Source organism: Aliamphritea ceti (assembly GCF_024347215.1).
In the GTDB taxonomy this organism is placed as follows: Bacteria; Pseudomonadota; Gammaproteobacteria; order Pseudomonadales; family Balneatricaceae; genus Amphritea; species Amphritea ceti.
The window spans coordinates 1927646-1942823 of sequence record NZ_AP025282.1; the positions used below are offsets into that span (position 1 = coordinate 1927646).

14 protein-coding genes are annotated in these 15178 nt (G+C 46.1%); 9 read left to right on the plus strand and 5 right to left on the minus strand.

All coding sequences use genetic code 11. From position 1 onward, the window contains the following. Positions 1 to 8: 8 nt before the first annotated feature. Positions 9 to 2030: a transglycosylase SLT domain-containing protein gene (locus OCU49_RS08825; protein ID WP_261844610.1), complete on the minus strand. Its 2022-nt coding sequence runs from the start codon at positions 2028 to 2030 to the stop codon at positions 9 to 11. Positions 2031 to 2230: 200 nt separating this feature from the next. Between OCU49_RS08825 and OCU49_RS08830 the strand changes: the two genes are divergently transcribed. After that, the gene (locus OCU49_RS08830) at positions 2231 to 4126 is read left to right on the plus strand and encodes an ATP-binding cassette domain-containing protein (protein WP_261844611.1); all 1896 of its coding nucleotides are present in this window, start codon (positions 2231 to 2233) and stop codon (positions 4124 to 4126) included. Between the two features lie 23 nt (positions 4127 to 4149). Here OCU49_RS08830 and OCU49_RS08835 read toward each other — a convergent pair whose 3' ends face one another. After that, a complete protein-coding gene (locus tag OCU49_RS08835; RefSeq protein WP_261844612.1) occupies positions 4150 to 4590 on the minus strand; it encodes a universal stress protein in 441 nt (146 codons plus the stop codon). Between the two features lie 120 nt (positions 4591 to 4710). On the opposite strand from OCU49_RS08835, the gene OCU49_RS08840 reads away from it, so the two are divergent. Together OCU49_RS08840 and OCU49_RS08845 are read left to right on the plus strand one after the other, a co-directional pair. Next, positions 4711 to 5217: a hypothetical protein gene (locus tag OCU49_RS08840; protein WP_261844613.1), complete on the plus strand. Its 507-nt coding sequence runs from the start codon at positions 4711 to 4713 to the stop codon at positions 5215 to 5217. Next, a complete protein-coding gene (locus tag OCU49_RS08845; RefSeq protein WP_261844614.1) occupies positions 5217 to 5438 on the plus strand; it encodes a DUF1653 domain-containing protein in 222 nt (73 codons plus the stop codon). The genes OCU49_RS08840 and OCU49_RS08845 overlap by 1 nt, the downstream gene beginning before the upstream one ends. Positions 5439 to 5446: 8 nt before the next feature. Here OCU49_RS08845 and OCU49_RS08850 read toward each other — a convergent pair whose 3' ends face one another. Further along, complete coding sequence (locus tag OCU49_RS08850) at positions 5447 to 6127, minus strand: DNA topoisomerase I (RefSeq protein ID WP_261844615.1); 681 nt, start codon at positions 6125 to 6127, stop codon at positions 5447 to 5449. A 202-nt stretch (positions 6128 to 6329) separates the two neighbouring features. Here OCU49_RS08850 and topA point away from each other — a divergent pair, with 202 nt between their 5' ends. From topA to OCU49_RS08865, 3 genes are all read left to right on the plus strand, one after another. After that, the gene (topA, locus tag OCU49_RS08855) at positions 6330 to 8993 is read left to right on the plus strand and encodes a type I DNA topoisomerase (protein ID WP_261844616.1); all 2664 of its coding nucleotides are present in this window, start codon (positions 6330 to 6332) and stop codon (positions 8991 to 8993) included. Between the two features lie 85 nt (positions 8994 to 9078). Then, positions 9079 to 9594, plus strand: coding sequence for a DUF6586 family protein (locus OCU49_RS08860; protein WP_261844617.1), 516 nt, complete (start codon positions 9079 to 9081; stop codon positions 9592 to 9594). A 30-nt stretch (positions 9595 to 9624) separates the two neighbouring features. Further along, a complete protein-coding gene (locus tag OCU49_RS08865) occupies positions 9625 to 9882 on the plus strand; it encodes a hypothetical protein (protein ID WP_261844618.1) in 258 nt (85 codons plus the stop codon). A 58-nt stretch (positions 9883 to 9940) separates the two neighbouring features. On the opposite strand, the gene OCU49_RS08870 is transcribed toward OCU49_RS08865, so the two are convergent. Further along, positions 9941 to 10414 (minus strand): cell division inhibitor SulA, encoded by a 474-nt coding sequence (locus OCU49_RS08870; protein ID WP_261844619.1) that lies wholly within the window; start codon positions 10412 to 10414, stop codon positions 9941 to 9943. A 4-nt stretch (positions 10415 to 10418) separates the two neighbouring features. Beyond that, complete coding sequence (lexA, locus tag OCU49_RS08875) at positions 10419 to 11021, minus strand: transcriptional repressor LexA (protein WP_261844620.1); 603 nt, start codon at positions 11019 to 11021, stop codon at positions 10419 to 10421. A 130-nt stretch (positions 11022 to 11151) separates the two neighbouring features. On the opposite strand from lexA, the gene dinG reads away from it, so the two are divergent. The 3 genes from dinG to OCU49_RS08890 all read left to right on the plus strand — a co-directional run bounded on the left by dinG (position 11152) and on the right by OCU49_RS08890 (position 15033). After that, positions 11152 to 13275 carry an ATP-dependent DNA helicase DinG gene (gene dinG / locus OCU49_RS08880; RefSeq protein ID WP_261844621.1) on the plus strand — a complete coding sequence of 708 codons (2124 nt, stop codon included), beginning with the start codon at positions 11152 to 11154 and terminating at the stop codon, positions 13273 to 13275. Positions 13276 to 13424: 149 nt separating this feature from the next. Then, a complete protein-coding gene (gene rhlB / locus OCU49_RS08885) occupies positions 13425 to 14801 on the plus strand; it encodes an ATP-dependent RNA helicase RhlB (RefSeq protein WP_376787894.1) in 1377 nt (458 codons plus the stop codon). Positions 14802 to 14808: 7 nt separating this feature from the next. Continuing rightward, complete coding sequence (locus tag OCU49_RS08890) at positions 14809 to 15033, plus strand: hypothetical protein (protein WP_261844622.1); 225 nt, start codon at positions 14809 to 14811, stop codon at positions 15031 to 15033. Positions 15034 to 15178: the final 145 nt, after the last annotated feature.

Here is a 15178-nt window from a genome sequence, read left to right on the forward strand (position 1 = left end):
GAATATACTTAATTAGTGCTGAGCTGTTGTTGAATTTGTTTCCGTAAGGTAGTGCTTTGTTTTGCACCAACAGCATCTTGTAAGGCCAGTTGGAAAGCAGGTTGTTTCATTGTGTGCTTCGACTCACCGGCAATGGCTGCATAAATTGCATGATAAGCAATGACGTTGCGAACGTACTTGTTGGTTTCACGAAATGGAATTGTTTCAACCCAGATATCCATTGGCAGATGTCCGCGAGCTTTTAGCCACTGATCCACTCGATGAGGGCCTGCGTTATAAGCTGCGGTAGCCAGTATCTGATTACCTTTAAAGCGTTTTTGCATTTGCGCCAGATATGCGCTGCCAAGATTAATGTTAATGACAGGTCTGTTAAGGTCAGCGACGCCTTTATATTTTACTTCAAACTTTTTGGCAGTCTGTTTTGCTGTTTTTGGCATTAGCTGCATCAGGCCGCGGGCACCAGCGCTGGAGCGCACGGTAGCCTGATAAGCGCTTTCCTGGCGGGCAACGGCACGGGCCCAGTTGGTATCGATTTTGAGCTCAGCGGCCATTTTGTCGAAAATTTTGGTGTAAGGTGCAGGGAAGCGAATGTCTATTGCATCCCATACTCTTGCTTTTGCTGCTCCACGGATCGCTTGGTCATGCCAGCCCCACTGATGTGCCAAAGTGGCGGCAGTGTAGTAAGTGTTGGAATCCGCATCCTGGGTAATTCGGTTCCATTCACGGCGTGCTAAGTAATGCTCGTTTTGCTTATACAGCTCGAACATGCGCTTAAATGCCGGACTTTCCGCCAGCTGGTTGAGAGCTTTGCCATCTGGCTTTTGGTTAATGGGGTTAAGGCTGAATGACTGATTGAGGATGTCAGCAGCCAAAAGCCCGTAATAGCTGCGTTCTTTGCTGAGGGATACGAATGCCTGTGATGCTGCGGGAGTCAGTCCCTGAGTGTGGCTGGCGGCAAGTGTGCGCCAATATACCCAGCGTTCATCCTTCTGGATATCAGCAGGCATATTGCTTATTAAGCGGAAAACTTCCTGCCAGTCTTCTTTGATTAGCGCCGCACGAAACAACCGGCTCTGAATCGCTTCGTCCTGATTGTTACCCAGTTGCTCTATCAGCTTGAGTGCGTCTTTAGGCTTTTTGCTAGCCAGTCGGGAAGCGAGTTTGCGATCCAGTGTTTGTTTTCGTTTTGCGTTGAAGCTGAAGTTATCCCGGACTCTGAGCCAGGTTTTGGCGGCTGCGTCAGGTTGTTTAAGGCTGAGTCGGGTCAGGCCATAAAGATAGGTTTCACGTGTTGCTACAGTGTCTTCTTTAAGAAAATCTTTTTTGGTAAGTAGCTCAGGGTTAGCCTGTACTTTGTAAAAACGATCAGTCACTGCTTTATCCTGCTTGGCAGAAATATAGCGGCGCAGATACTTTGCCAATGACATTTGCTTGGCAGCAACACTTTTCCAGAAACGGGATGTGGCCAGCGCAGAAGAAGGGCCACCACTTTTTTTCTGCCAGTATTCAAAGCTGCTGTCACAGGCATCCGGCCGTGAGTGACCTATATTCCAGAAAGCGCTGATACCGGCAATGGCTTTATCTTTATGGCCTTCTTTCATCAGTGCGTGGCGTCGATAGCATTCGTATTTTTCGCTACCATTGATACCTGATTTGGCTAAGGCTGGTAGGTAATCATCCCAGCGTTTCTGACGAATAAGCTGATTTAACCAGCGTTGCTGCAATTGTGTTGTGACAGGAACATCTGGGTACTGTTTGGCAAATGCGCTGATTTGTTTCTGATTAACTTTGCTGAGCTGTTTGCTCAGTTGGCTTGCCTCAATGTAAGGCAGCAAAGGATAGTCAGATAGCTGCGCCTTGAGCTTATCCAGCTTATTAAACTCTGAGGCTTTGATATGTTGTTTGGCGTCTTTATATAGCTGACGCTGTTGGTCGAGGCTTGCAGCATTAAGCTGGCTGCAAAACAGACTGAAACTCAGACCAATAACACTGAAAAATTTGTTGCGATAAAACTTTTGCCTGGCCAGCATGGTTAATAATCCCTACCGATAACGTAACGATGTATCGAGTGTCTATGAAGCCATTGTAAGTTGCAAGTGACGTGTCATAGCTCACTGGATGTCCTTTTCTCTCAAGCCGCTAATATAGCAGTTTATGATCCTTCAGCAGGGATGTTTAATTTATTTTTTTCAGTAGAATAGGCGCCTGATTTTATATAGGTGAACGATTAATGGCGCTGATCAGACTAGAAAAGGTTTCCGTTGCCTTTGGTGATAAACATTTACTCGACCAGGTGGATTTCCAGCTGGATAAAGGCGAGCGGGTTGCATTAGTCGGCCTTAATGGCGCCGGTAAGTCAACTTTGCTGAAAGTTATTGCCCGACATCAGGCAACAGATGATGGTGAATTATGGCAGGACGGGGGAGCCGTAATTGCTGAATTACCGCAGGCATTGCCCTCGGCTGATGAACGTAAAGTACGGGATGTCGTTGCAGAAGGTTTAGGCAATGCGTATCAGTTGGTGCTGCGGTATCACGAACTGGCTGAAAAGTTCGATGAAGCAGCGATGAACGAGATGACACGGCTGCAACATCAAATTGAAGAAGTAGATGGCTGGCAGCTGGAATTGCGCATCGAGCAGATTCTTGAACGCCTTGGTCTGGATGGTGATGTTTTGATGTCTTCGCTGTCTGGTGGCTGGCGTCGCCGAGCAGCACTTGGTGCTGCGCTGGTTCAGTCTCCTGATCTATTACTGTTGGATGAGCCTACCAACCATCTTGATATTGAAACGATTGAGTGGCTTGAAAAGCAGTTGCTCGAGTTTAAGGGGGGGGTGCTGTTTATTTCTCACGACCGTTCTTTGGTGGAGCGACTGGCAACCCGGATTATCGAGTTAGACCGTGGCACGCTTACGTCTTTCCCCGGCAGTTATCTAGCGTATCTTGAGCAGAAAGAAAAACTGCTTGAAGAAGAAGCGCGACATAATGCGCTGTTTGATAAGCGACTGGCTGAGGAAGAGAAGTGGATTCGTCAGGGGATTAAAGCGCGACGTACCCGTAATGAAGGTCGTGTGCGGGCATTGAAAGCACTACGTGTTGAGCGATCAGAGCGACGCAACCGTCAGGGTAAGGCTAAATTTAACCTTGAGCAGGCAGACCGTTCTGGCAAGCTGGTAGTTGAATTGACTGATGTATGTCAGAGCTTTAAAGGCGCGCCTGTAGTCAAAGATTTCTCTGTACGCATGCAACGTGGTGACCGTATAGGTTTGATTGGTCCTAACGGTATAGGCAAAAGTACACTGCTTAAAATTTTATTGGGTGAGCTGACGCCGGATAGCGGTGATGTTCGTCAGGGATCAAACACTGAAGTTGCATATTTCGATCAGCTGCGCGGTCAGTTAAAGCCGGAACAAACCATTATTGATAATATTTCGGAAGGCCGGGAAAGTATTTCCATTAATGGTAAATCTCGTCACATTATCAGCTATTTAGGTGACTTCCTGTTTACGCCTGAGCGGGCACGAACCCCGGTTAAAGCATTGTCGGGCGGTGAGTGTAACCGGGTAATGCTGGCTAAGCTGTTTTCACAACCGGCTAACTTGCTGGTGCTCGATGAGCCAACCAATGACCTGGATATAGAGACTCTTGAGCTACTGGAAGAAATTCTGATGGATTTCAGTGGTACCTTGTTGCTGGTGAGCCATGACCGTGCTTTTCTCGATAACGTGGTGACTTCTACACTGGTATTTGAAGGCAATGGACGCATTCAGGAGTATGTTGGCGGTTATCAGGACTGGTTACGTCAGAGACCAGATCCTTCAAAGCAGCAATCTCTGCTGACGAAGAGTACCGCAGCTGAGGCAGCGCCTGCTCCGGTGGCTAAACCAGCAGCAGAGAAAGTGAAAAAGCTTAGTTATAAATTACAGCGCGAACTGGATTTGTTGCCGGCAGAGCTGGAAACCGCTGAAAACGAACTGGCCCGTCTTAACGACATTACAAGTGCGGCTGATTTTTATAGCGGTGATCGTGATGAAGTGGCTAAAACGCTGGATAAGCTGGAGCAGCAGGAAGCCGAAGTGGAACGGTTGATGGAGCGTTGGGTCGAGCTTGAAGCAATGCAGGGCTAAAACAAGCCCTGCAAAGTGTAGCTTTATTCCTCTTCAGCAAGCCGGATGGCAAGCACGTCACAGTTAGCGCCGTGAAGTACGCCGTTAGCAGTGGAGCCTAACAGTAAAGCCAGGCCTTGTCGGCCATGACTGCCGACGACGATCAGGTCACAGTTAGTCTCTTCCGCTATACGGTGAATCTCGCTTTCTGTATGGCCACTGACAATGTGCTGATGTTTGATTGGATAATCCAGCGCGGCGCTGAATTTACGAATTTTTTCCTGTGCATGTTCATCCAGCTGTTCCTGGATTGCGGTGAGGTCCATCGGAACGTCACCTCCATACGCAAAGCTCAGTGGCTCTATCACATGGATAAGTGACAGGTCGGATTGGCAACTTTGCGCAATAATGCGCACTTTTTCCACCAACTGGTGGGATGCTTCAGACAGGTCTACAGCAAGCAGAATATGGTTATAAATGCTCATATGTTTTGGTTCCCTGTTGTTTCCTGTATCTCAGAATAGCATAAGAGAAATATTGCAAAACATGATAGATGTCAAATATCTAGGTGAATTTTTCCAAAGGATTGAAGTAGGAGATAAGTAATGAAGTGGGCGATAATTATTCTCGTCATGATGTCGCTGGTGGGCTCTATGATGTGGGTCATGCCGAGTAAGCGTCAGCGTTTTCAGGCACAGTTACGTCAGTTGGCGATGCAAAAGGGTTTTAACGTCCAGGTCGCGCAAATTAAACCACCCCGGGCGACTGGTCAGGTTGAGCAGGAAAGTTTTAATTCGCCGGTGTATCGCTTACCGCGGACGAATATTTCCCGTCAGGAACGGGACAGCTTTATCCATTGGCAGATATATAAGCAAACCACTTTAGCGATGGATGGTTTACCTGAAGGCTGGTGTTGGGGGGAAGGTGAACGTAAATTATCTCACTCTCAGTTAGAGAAGTTACATGCTTTGATTGCCAGTATGCCTGAAGGAGTTGTTGCGATAGAGTCCGATCCGGTGCATTTGGGTGTGTTTTGGGATGAACGTGGTGTGCTAGAGGATCTTGATCAGATTCAAGATGCAATGAAGTTAATAATCGTGGAAAAGTTTTAATGTCTGAATCAGTAGAGTTGCAGTCTGGTAAATACCGTCATTACAAAGGGGCAGAGTATGAAGTGTTAGAGGTTGCCCGCCATTCAGAAACAGAAGAATATCTGGTGGTATATCGTCAGTGCTATGGCGACAAGTCTTTGTGGGTTCGTCCATATGAGATGTTCGTGGAAACTGTCACTATTGATGGTGAAACTGTACCGCGTTTTGCACTGATTGTTTAGCCTGCTTTTTAAGCCGGATTCTTCGTCGTTTCCGGTGGATTGCGGGCGATAGTAATAAGTTTATCTATGGTTTCCAGGCGTTCCTTTTTCTTTTTCTGTGGCACGCTGGTTTTAGTAATAATAGCTTTGGCGTGTTTGAAGTGGGAAAGCGCAATCAGGTGGTCTTCCTGTTCAAGGAAGTCGTTGCCTTGCTGAATATGCGCATCAGCAAATACGCATACATGCAGCCAGTATAAGTCGTGCTGGTAATGGCGTACTTGAGTTGGTGTTAACATGCGCAATTTTGCCATTTCGACAAAAACTTTCTCAGCGTGATTTATAAACAGCTGCGCTCGCTTGAGCGCCTTATCACTGCTGAAATTACCGGGCATAACCTGAGTGTTATCGTTGGTGTCTTTTAGATTGCTGATTTCATTCAGCAGATCTGAATCAGGCGCTAAGCGGGAAATTTCTTCAATCATATGCGTGACGTATACGCTTAGTTTGTCGATAATTTCTTTACGACAGCTAGCTTCACGCAGTACGGTGATAGTGTTTAACGCTAGCTCAGATTTTCGGCGCAGCTCTCTGAGGCGCTTGACGCGCGCTTCTTCGCGTTGCTCACGTGAGGCGATAAAATGGTTGATACAAATGGCAATTACGCCAATTGATGCAACAGTAAGTAGAATTATCAGGTTGTCTTGCAGCATATTCTCAGGTAGTTGTAATTATATGCGAGTTGATAGTGTCGCTATTGTACCTGCCAAATCATGATCTGGCATATACCCTGTTGAAATAGATTTTAATAATTGAACTTGTAATTTTAATCAGAAACTTGACCCTTTAGGTTTGAGCCATTATATATGCACGCTGATTTGAGTTGCTGATTATATCCTCTAAGGATTTTTGTATATGGGTAAGTCCCTCGTTATTGTGGAGTCTCCGGCGAAAGCTAAGACGATTAACAAATATTTAGGTAACGATTTTGTCGTTAAGTCCAGCGTCGGACATATACGTGATTTGCCTACCAGTGGTTCAGCCAGTGCGTCTAAGTCTGATCCAAAAGAGCGTGCCCGTCAGGCAGCGCTTACCCGAAAGTTATCGCCTGAAGAAAAGGTGATACATAAAGCAAAGAAAGCCAAAACGCAGTTGATTGCCCGTATGGGGGTAGATCCTGAGAAAGATTGGCTGGCGCAGTATGAAATATTGCCAGGCAAAGAAAAAGTTGTTGATGAATTAAAGCGACTGGCAAAAAATGCTGACACTATCTATCTCGCGACCGATTTGGATAGAGAGGGTGAGGCTATCGCATGGCATTTGCGGGAAGCTATTGGTGGTGAAAACGACCGGTATCGCCGCGTTGTATTTAACGAGATTACTAAAAAATCTATCCAGGAAGCATTTAAGCAGCCAAGCGAACTGGATATGAGTCGGGTTAATGCTCAGCAAGCACGGCGCTTCCTCGATCGTGTAGTGGGTTATATGGTGTCACCTCTGCTTTGGGAAAAAGTAGCGCGTGGACTGTCTGCAGGACGAGTGCAATCGGTAGTAGTGCGTCTTGTTGTTGAACGTGAGCGTGAGATTCGCAGCTTTATTCCTGAAGAGTTTTGGGAAATGCATCTTGATGCCAGCTCCGGGGCAAAAGAATTGCTTCGGTTACAGGTAAATAAATATCAGGATAAGGCCTACAGGCCTGCCAGTGAGGCTGAGAGCGACAAGTATACAGCGCTGATTGATCAGTCTCCGCTAGAAGTCACGCAGCGTCAGGATCGTCCTACCAGCAGTAAACCTTCAGCCCCTTTTATTACGTCTACTTTGCAGCAAGCTGCCAGTACGCGTCTTAATTTTGGTGTTAAGAAAACCATGATGATGGCTCAGCGTCTGTATGAGGCGGGTTACATCACTTATATGCGTACCGATTCGACCAACCTGAGTGCTGAAGCGGTTGCAAATTGCCGTGATTACATTCAGGACAGTTACGGTGAAAAATATTTACCTGAGCAGCCTAACCGTTATAGCAGTAAGGAAGGTGCTCAGGAGGCTCACGAAGCGATTCGCCCTTCAGATGTAACTGTGGAAGCAACTTCTCTGAAAAGCATGGAGCGGGACGCTGAACGCTTGTATGAGTTGATTCGTCGCCAGTTTATTGCCTGTCAGATGATGCCTGCACTGTATACCAGTACCCGTATTACAGTGACTGCCGGTGAGTTTGAATTATCCACCAAAGGCCGGATTCTGCGGTTTGACGGTTATACCCGTGTTCTGACTAAGGCCAAGGCTGATGAAGATGTGATTCTGCCGGATGTTCAGAAAGGGGATACGCTGAAGCTGGAGAAGATTGATCCTAAACAGCATTTTACCAAGCCTTCACCGCGTTATACGGAAGCTTCGTTAGTTAAGGAGCTTGAGAAGCGTGGTATCGGTCGTCCTTCTACTTATGTACCGATTATTTCGACTATCCAGGATCGCGGCTACGTAGAGTCTCAGAACCGTCGTTTTTACGCGCAAAAAATGGGTGACATTGTTACCGAGCGTTTGGTTGAAAACTTTACTGACCTGATGGACTACGGTTTTACTGCCCGAATGGAAGAAGCGCTGGATGATATTGCCAGTGGCGGTGCCGATTGGAAAGTACTGCTGAATCAGTTCTATAACGGTTTTGTTAACCGCTTGGAGATTGCTCAGAACCCTGAAGGGGGCATGCGCCCTAATGCGCCAACTGCGACGGATATTCCATGTCAGACCTGTGGTCGTGAGATGATGATCCGTACCGGTACAACGGGTGTGTTCCTGGGTTGTTCAGGCTATGCGTTACCGCCTAAAGAGCGCTGTAAGTCGACGATGAACCTTATCCATGGCGATGAAGTGGTCAGTGTTGATGGCGATGATGAAGAAGAATCCCGCATTCTGATTAATAAACATCGCTGTAAAATATGTGATACCGCAATGGACAGCTACCTGATTGATGAGCAGCGAAAACTGCATATCTGTGGTAACAATCCGGATTGCAGCGGCTTTGAAGTTGAGCAGGGCAGTTACAAAATTAAAGGTTATGACGGTCCTGTTATTGACTGCGATAAATGTGGCTCAGAGATGCAGCTTAAGACTGGCCGGTTCGGTAAGTTCTTTGGCTGTACCAGTGAAGGCTGTAAGAATACTCGCAAGTTGCTGAAGAGTGGTGAAGCTGCGCCGCCTAAAATGGATCCTGTACCAATGCCAGAATTGGCTTGTGAAAAGGTTGAAGATACTTATGTACTGCGTGATGGTGCATCAGGTTTATTCCTGGCTGCCAGTCAGTTCCCGCGCAAACGGGAGACGCGTGCACCTAAGGTCAGTGAGCTGTTGCCGCATCAAAAAGAAATTGATCCGAAATACAGTTTCTTATTCAGTGCGCCTGTACAGGATGATGAAGGTAATCCAAGTATTGTTCGTTACAGTCGTAAAACTAAAGAGCAATATGTAATGACTGAGGTTGAAGGTAAGGCTACAGGTTGGCGTGCTTTCTATCAGGGTAATAGCTGGGTTGTTGAGGCCGCAAAAGCGAAAGCTAAGCCAAAAGCGAAAGCTAAGAAGTAAGCGTCTACACTTATGATGGATGGTCGTCGAGTCTTTGGCGGCCATTTTGTAGCTTGTTTATATCCCTTCTTAAGTAGGTGTCAGTATGTCTTTGTCTGGATTAAGTCTGACTAATCAGCGTATCTTTTTTAGTAAGTTGCAGTTGCAGCAGTACGCTTCGCTTATTGACGGAGATTCTGAGCCTGCAATGCAAGCGCAGTATGAGTCAGTTGTGTTTCACTTAAACTTTGCATATCAGGCATTTTTGTCTGAGCTAATAGAAACCGATAATCGGGGCTTAGTTTTGGCAGAGGCTCAGAGTGCTTCCGTGTTGGTTGGTGATTGTGAAACCGGCTCAGTATCGCCTGAGCTTAAGGAGTTAGCTTTGCTTGAAGGGACGGGTGAGAGTGAAAGTGTTTCCTGGTTAGCAGGCCTGCAAGCTGCATATAAACAGCTTGGAGTAGCAGGAGCTGATGTTGGCTCATCTGGCGCTGTTCAGCATTCCGAGATTAGCGTGACTATGCTTTCCGAAAATGATGATAAGCTATCTGAGTTAAGGTTTTGGCATCAGTCTTTGGCTTCGACAGTACAGCGATTACGTACGATGTCTCAGGAATGGTAGTTTCTTTTTTAAATTTACAGAGTTATTTAGATGGCTGAGTTGTTTCTTGAAATTGTTGAGCTTGAAAGCGGCGAGATAGTGCTGCGAGAGATGGAATCTGATGATGTGCCTGTAATGAAGGTGAGTTTTTCTGATGACATGAAGAAGCGTTTACAGGATCAGCATCTGGATGTGGCTAAAGTTATGTTAAGTGCTGGCATTCATATGGCTGCTGAGATGCAAAATAAAACTGCGGAAGCAGAGGCGCTACAAAAGGTGGAAGATGAAAAGCCACCGGTTTTGCATTAATGAAAATATAGAATTAAAAAAAGCGCCATCAGGCGCTTTTTTATAATCAGAGGGCGCTTTATGCAGCCATTCGGTCACGAATAACAATGCCGTGGCTAGCGCCGCGCTCAGCTGCGTTTTCCAGGCCGGACAGTTGTTCGTTACTCAACATACCAGGCCAGGTGATAACAGCGTGGCATGTACCGGCTTTTAAAGCCTGGTGAGCAAGGTCATAGGTGCTGTGACTCGCGTCAGGTTGCAGTAGCATTATCTTATTCAGGTCGATACCTGCTGCTGTCAACAGCGCTTTAGGCAGGCTGCTTGGCGGTGCAATCCATGCAAACCAGCGGTCATCACGACTAAGTTGAGCAAGCAGGGGTAGTAACATGGTTAACTGATCAAAATCGTTGTTATGCATAACAATTTCAGTAATTTTACCAGCCAGCGCCGGCATAGGTTGTTCTGCCTTTGCCGTTAACACGTTTTCAGAAGGGCGAATAAGGGGAATATTCGCGTTCTGATGAGATTGGGTTACCAGTTCTGCCTGCATCATGTCGTTATCCTCTTCTAATCACGCCTACACCTAGGCCTTCAATAGATAATTCCTGTTCTTCCAGGTTGATCACAATAGGTTCGAACTCTTCGTTCTCTGCAATCAGATAAACTAAGTTGCCGTCTTTTTTAAAACGTTTAACAGTGACGTCATCTTCAATACGCGCTACAACTATTTCGCCATTTTTGGCTTGTTTGCACTGATGAACGGCCAGTAAGTCTCCGTCCATGATGCCAACATTTTTCATGCTTGTGCCACGTACCCGTAACAGGTAATCAGCCGGAGGGTGAAAGAAGTCGGCAGCAATCGTGCAGCGCTCTTCTACATGCTGCTGAGCCAGGATTGGGTTACCAGCAGCAACCTGACCAACAACAGGTAAACCTGATTCTTCTTTTTCCAACTCAGGTATGCGAATACCACGTGAGGTGCCGGGTATCATTTCAATTGCGCCTTTACGTGCCAGCGCTTTAAGGTGCTCCTCTGCTGCATTGGCTGACTTAAAGCCCAGCTCGCGAGCGATGTCAGCACGGGTAGGCGGGTAGCCTGTGGTTGCAATGCAGTGCTTTATACAATCAAGAACATCGGTTTGTCGTTGTGTAAGTTTCATGATGATCTCTGTGTTTTTATCCAGTAGCTGTAACTATATACAGTATTTTGCTTTTGTAAACATTTTTTATGTTTATATATCCAGTGTTATTGATAGAATGGCCGCCACTACTACAGACGGGTTTCTTTAAGTGCTGACCGACGACCTAAAAAAACAAATTCAGACTGCTTACAGCAAGTTTTTGACTAGCCGTGGTTTAAAAGCGCGTTCCAGCCAGAAACGAATGATTGCTGAAGTTGCCAAAGTAATTGGCAATATTCCCGTGGATGATAAAGCACAGCGTCTGGGTGAAAACCATGTATGTGTTGTTGAGGCAGGAACCGGTACAGGCAAAACAATTGGTTATTTGCTAGCTGCGATCCCGGTTGCTAAAGCTCTTAAAAAGAAAATTATTCTTTCTACGGCAACGGTTGCCTTGCAGGAACAGCTGTTACATAAAGATTTGCCAGATGTGCTTGAGCATACTGAATTGCCAATGAGCTTTACGCTTGCTAAAGGCCGCGGGCGGTATCTTTGTATCAATAAGGTCGAACAGCATCTTGATTCAAGCAGCTCTACTGGTCAGATTGCATTATATGAAGACGAGCAGGCCATGCGGCTTGATGCCGAAACCGAAACCTTTTATAAGCATTTGTTGAATGAATATGCGTCAGGACGCTGGGACGGTGACCGTGACAATCTGACGGAAGAGGTTGAAGATTCTCGCTGGGGGCCTCTGACCAGCGATCATTTGCAATGTACGAACCGGCGTTGCAGTAATTTTAGTGCGTGTAGCTTTTTTAAGGCCCGCCGGGATCTTGATCAGGTTGAATGTGTTATTGCCAATCATGATATTGTTTTGGCTGATTTGTCACTGGGCGGTGGTGCTATTTTGCCTGAGCCTGGTGAGGCTATTTATATTTTTGATGAAGGCCACCATCTGGCACCGAAGGCCAGTAATCACTTTGCTTACAGTTTGCGTATAAAGTCGTCGTCCCGATGGCTTAATACATTGCCTAAGCAACATGCTCAGATGCTCGATCAGTTGGGGCATCCCGGATTGATGTCACAGTATGTAGAGCAGACACTGCGACCCGGTGAAGATTTAAAGATTCTTCTTGAGCAGATTAATGAGCTGGTTAAACCGTTAATGGTTAATACGGATAATGGCCGTATATTGGATCGATACCGGTTTGCAGGCGGCCATGTACCTGAAGAGTTCCGTCAGATATTTAAAGATGCCGAGCATTTAGCTGCTCGCTTATTAACCAGGCATGAAATGTTACTGGATTTGTTCAGAGAAGCTCTGGATGGTGAAGTAGGCGATATTGACAAGCAAATGGCAGAGCAGTGGTATCCGCGGCTTGGTCTTATGGTTTCGAGGTTTCAGTCCATTGCAGGGCTGTCAAAAAGCTTTTTCCGTGCGGAAGATTTAAAAGAAAGCCCGACAGCACGCTGGGTTAATTTAGTTGAATCCGGGATAGGTCAGGACTACGAGTTTCACAGCGCACCTGTTTCTGCTGCAAATATGCTCCAGCAGCATTTATGGCAAAATTGCTTTGCCGCGGTGGTTACCTCTGCGACGTTAACTGCACTGGGACGCTTTGACAGAGTGCTTGATGATCTTGGGTTGCCTGCGGATACGCCAAGTCACAGTTTGTTAAGTCCTTTTGATCATTATAATGCTGCTGAACTATATATTCCGCCTATGTCAGCGGATGCGAGTAACCCTGATGCGCATACTGAGGCTGTCATTGAGTTCCTCAATGCTGAGCTTGACAGTAAAGCCGCGACATTAGTGTTGTGTACTTCCTGGCGTCAAATGCGTGCAGTGCTTGCCTCACTTGATGAAAAGCTCAACAATAGTGTGCTATCACAAGGTGATTACAGCAAAAATGAGATACTCAAGCGTCACCGTAGCCGGATCGATGAAGGAGAAGGTAGCATAATCTTCGGATTAGCCTCTTTTACTGAAGGTGTTGATTTGCCGGGCAAGTATTTAACAGAAGTTATTATTACTAAATTACCATTTAGTGTGCCAGATGACCCGGTAGATGCGACAATGGCTGAGTGGATTGAAAATAAAGGTGGTAATCCCTTTATGGAATGGTCAGTACCGATGGCTTCAGTACGCCTGACACAGGCGGCCGGGCGTTTATTACGGACTGAGCAGGATACTGGCAGAATTGTTTTACTGGACCGACGAGTAGTAAGTCGGCGTTATGGGCGGCAATTATTAGATGCATTGCCGCCTTTTCGACGCAATATTGGCTGATGCTGGATTCCTAGGACCAGCATAGCTATTTGAAAGAGCTCCGGTCTTTGTAAGGTGTGCGCTTCTTAAGTGGAAATGAGCCAGTGAAGAGTATGCAGCAAAGGATTAACCGTGAGTCATAGCAGTTTTAATGCATAGGTAATAACTTGATTAAAAATTTGTTTCGACGGGCGAATCAGTCGCCTAAGTCAGCCGAGCCTCAAAGTTCGTCTGCTGAAGCTAAAGTAGCGAAGAAAGATAATACGAATGACAATGTAAAGCCAAAGGCTAATAAACCGTCAAAATCGCGTAAATCTGCTGCGCCTAAGGCTAAGCCTGAAGTTTTATGGTCTATTGATCAGTTTCAGGTTGAACCTGAAGAAGGGAAACAGCGTTTTCATGACTTTAATCTACCTGATGATGTAATGCATGCCATTGCCGATCTCGAGTTTAAATATTGCTCTGCAATTCAGGCGGCAACTCTAAAACAATCGCTTGCCGGTAAAGATATGATTGGTAAAGCGCAGACAGGAACGGGCAAAACTGCGGCTTTTCTTATCAGTATGATTACTGATTTGATCGATTTCCCAATTGAGCATAAACGTGCCCTTGGTGTGCCCCGGGCGTTAATTATTGCACCTACCCGTGAGCTAACTCTGCAGATTGCATCTGACGCTGAAGAACTGTCAAAGTATTGTGGTTTAAGCGTAGTATCGCTGGTTGGTGGTATGGATTATGACAAGCAACGTAAGCAGCTTGCAGCACGTCCAGTCGATATATTAGTGGCTACGCCGGGTCGTCTGATTGATTTTGTTCGCAGGTCTGATGTTGACTTGGGGGATGTTGAAGTCATGGTGCTGGATGAAGCCGATCGTATGCTGAGTATGGGTTTTATCCCGGATGTACGTACCATTATTCGTCATACGCCGCGTAAGGGAGATCGTCAGACGTTATTGTACAGTGCGACTTTTACTGACGATATTATGAATCTTGCTAAGCAGTGGACGGTTGATGCGGAAGTTATCGAGATTGAGCCGGAAAAGAAAAGTACTGATTCTGTTAATCAGCAGGTATATCTGGTTTCTCGTCAGGAAAAGTACACTTTGTTGCGTAATTTTATGCGTGCAAATCAACTCGAACGGGTAATCGTATTCGGTAACCGCCGTGATGAAACCCGTCGTTTAGCTGAGCGCTTACAAAAAGATGGCTTGTCTGCCGCGCTACTCTCCGGTGAGATTCCTCAGCATAAACGCTTGAAGACGTTGGAAGCCTTCCGTAATGGTGCAATTAATATTCTGGTCGCTACTGATGTCGCGGGTCGGGGTATTCATGTAGACGGTGTGAGTCACGTTATAAATTATGCTTTGCCAGAAGATCCGGACGATTATGTTCACCGTATAGGCAGAACCGGGCGGGCGGGCTCTACAGGCACGTCTATCAGTTTTGCAAGTGAGGATGATGCTTTCCTTATTCCTGATATTGAAGCTGAAGCAGGTGTTAAGATGGAATGTATTTATCCTGACCCTCATTTGCTTAAATCTTTGTAGGTTCAGAATGACTGAAGACAGGCATAACACTGCCAGACTTGCTAATTGGCTGAGTTATCTGGTGGGAATTTTTTTTGTCGCAATTGCTTTGTTTGGTTATCAGCGTACGGGCGATGCCTTGCAATTGCTTGCTTTTCTGGTGTTAGCGCTGGTTGGTTTTTGTGTGGTTAAGTTGTTGTTTTCAGGAATTAATCGATTATTGGATTCGCTGGATAAACCTTCAGATCATTAGGCTGAAGAAGCTTGTTTAGCGACCGATTAGTGTTTTATTAGCCCCCAGTATGGGGGCTTTTTTTTTATCAGATCAAATTTAGCGGTTATTCTAACGTTGAGGGAATAGTAATAAATCACATCAATTCATGAGTTATAAGGAAATG

Excerpts from the sequence above, each read along its gene's own strand:
- OCU49_RS08830 (WP_261844611.1), top strand. The coding sequence starts at position 2,231 with ATGGCGCTGATCAGACTAGAAAAGGTTTCCGTTGCCTTTGGTGATAAA.
- OCU49_RS08850 (WP_261844615.1), bottom strand. The coding sequence starts at position 6,127 with ATGCTGCAAGACAACCTGATAATTCTACTTACTGTTGCATCAATTGGC.
- OCU49_RS08845 (WP_261844614.1), top strand. The coding sequence starts at position 5,217 with ATGTCTGAATCAGTAGAGTTGCAGTCTGGTAAATACCGTCATTACAAA.
- OCU49_RS08825 (WP_261844610.1), bottom strand. The coding sequence starts at position 2,030 with ATGCTGGCCAGGCAAAAGTTTTATCGCAACAAATTTTTCAGTGTTATT.
- OCU49_RS08860 (WP_261844617.1), top strand. The coding sequence starts at position 9,079 with ATGTCTTTGTCTGGATTAAGTCTGACTAATCAGCGTATCTTTTTTAGT.
- OCU49_RS08865 (WP_261844618.1), top strand. The coding sequence starts at position 9,625 with ATGGCTGAGTTGTTTCTTGAAATTGTTGAGCTTGAAAGCGGCGAGATA.
- OCU49_RS08870 (WP_261844619.1), bottom strand. The coding sequence starts at position 10,414 with ATGATGCAGGCAGAACTGGTAACCCAATCTCATCAGAACGCGAATATT.
- OCU49_RS08890 (WP_261844622.1), top strand. The coding sequence starts at position 14,809 with ATGACTGAAGACAGGCATAACACTGCCAGACTTGCTAATTGGCTGAGT.
- OCU49_RS08835 (WP_261844612.1), bottom strand. The coding sequence starts at position 4,590 with ATGAGCATTTATAACCATATTCTGCTTGCTGTAGACCTGTCTGAAGCA.
- OCU49_RS08840 (WP_261844613.1), top strand. The coding sequence starts at position 4,711 with ATGAAGTGGGCGATAATTATTCTCGTCATGATGTCGCTGGTGGGCTCT.
- topA (WP_261844616.1), top strand. The coding sequence starts at position 6,330 with ATGGGTAAGTCCCTCGTTATTGTGGAGTCTCCGGCGAAAGCTAAGACG.
- lexA (WP_261844620.1), bottom strand. The coding sequence starts at position 11,021 with ATGAAACTTACACAACGACAAACCGATGTTCTTGATTGTATAAAGCAC.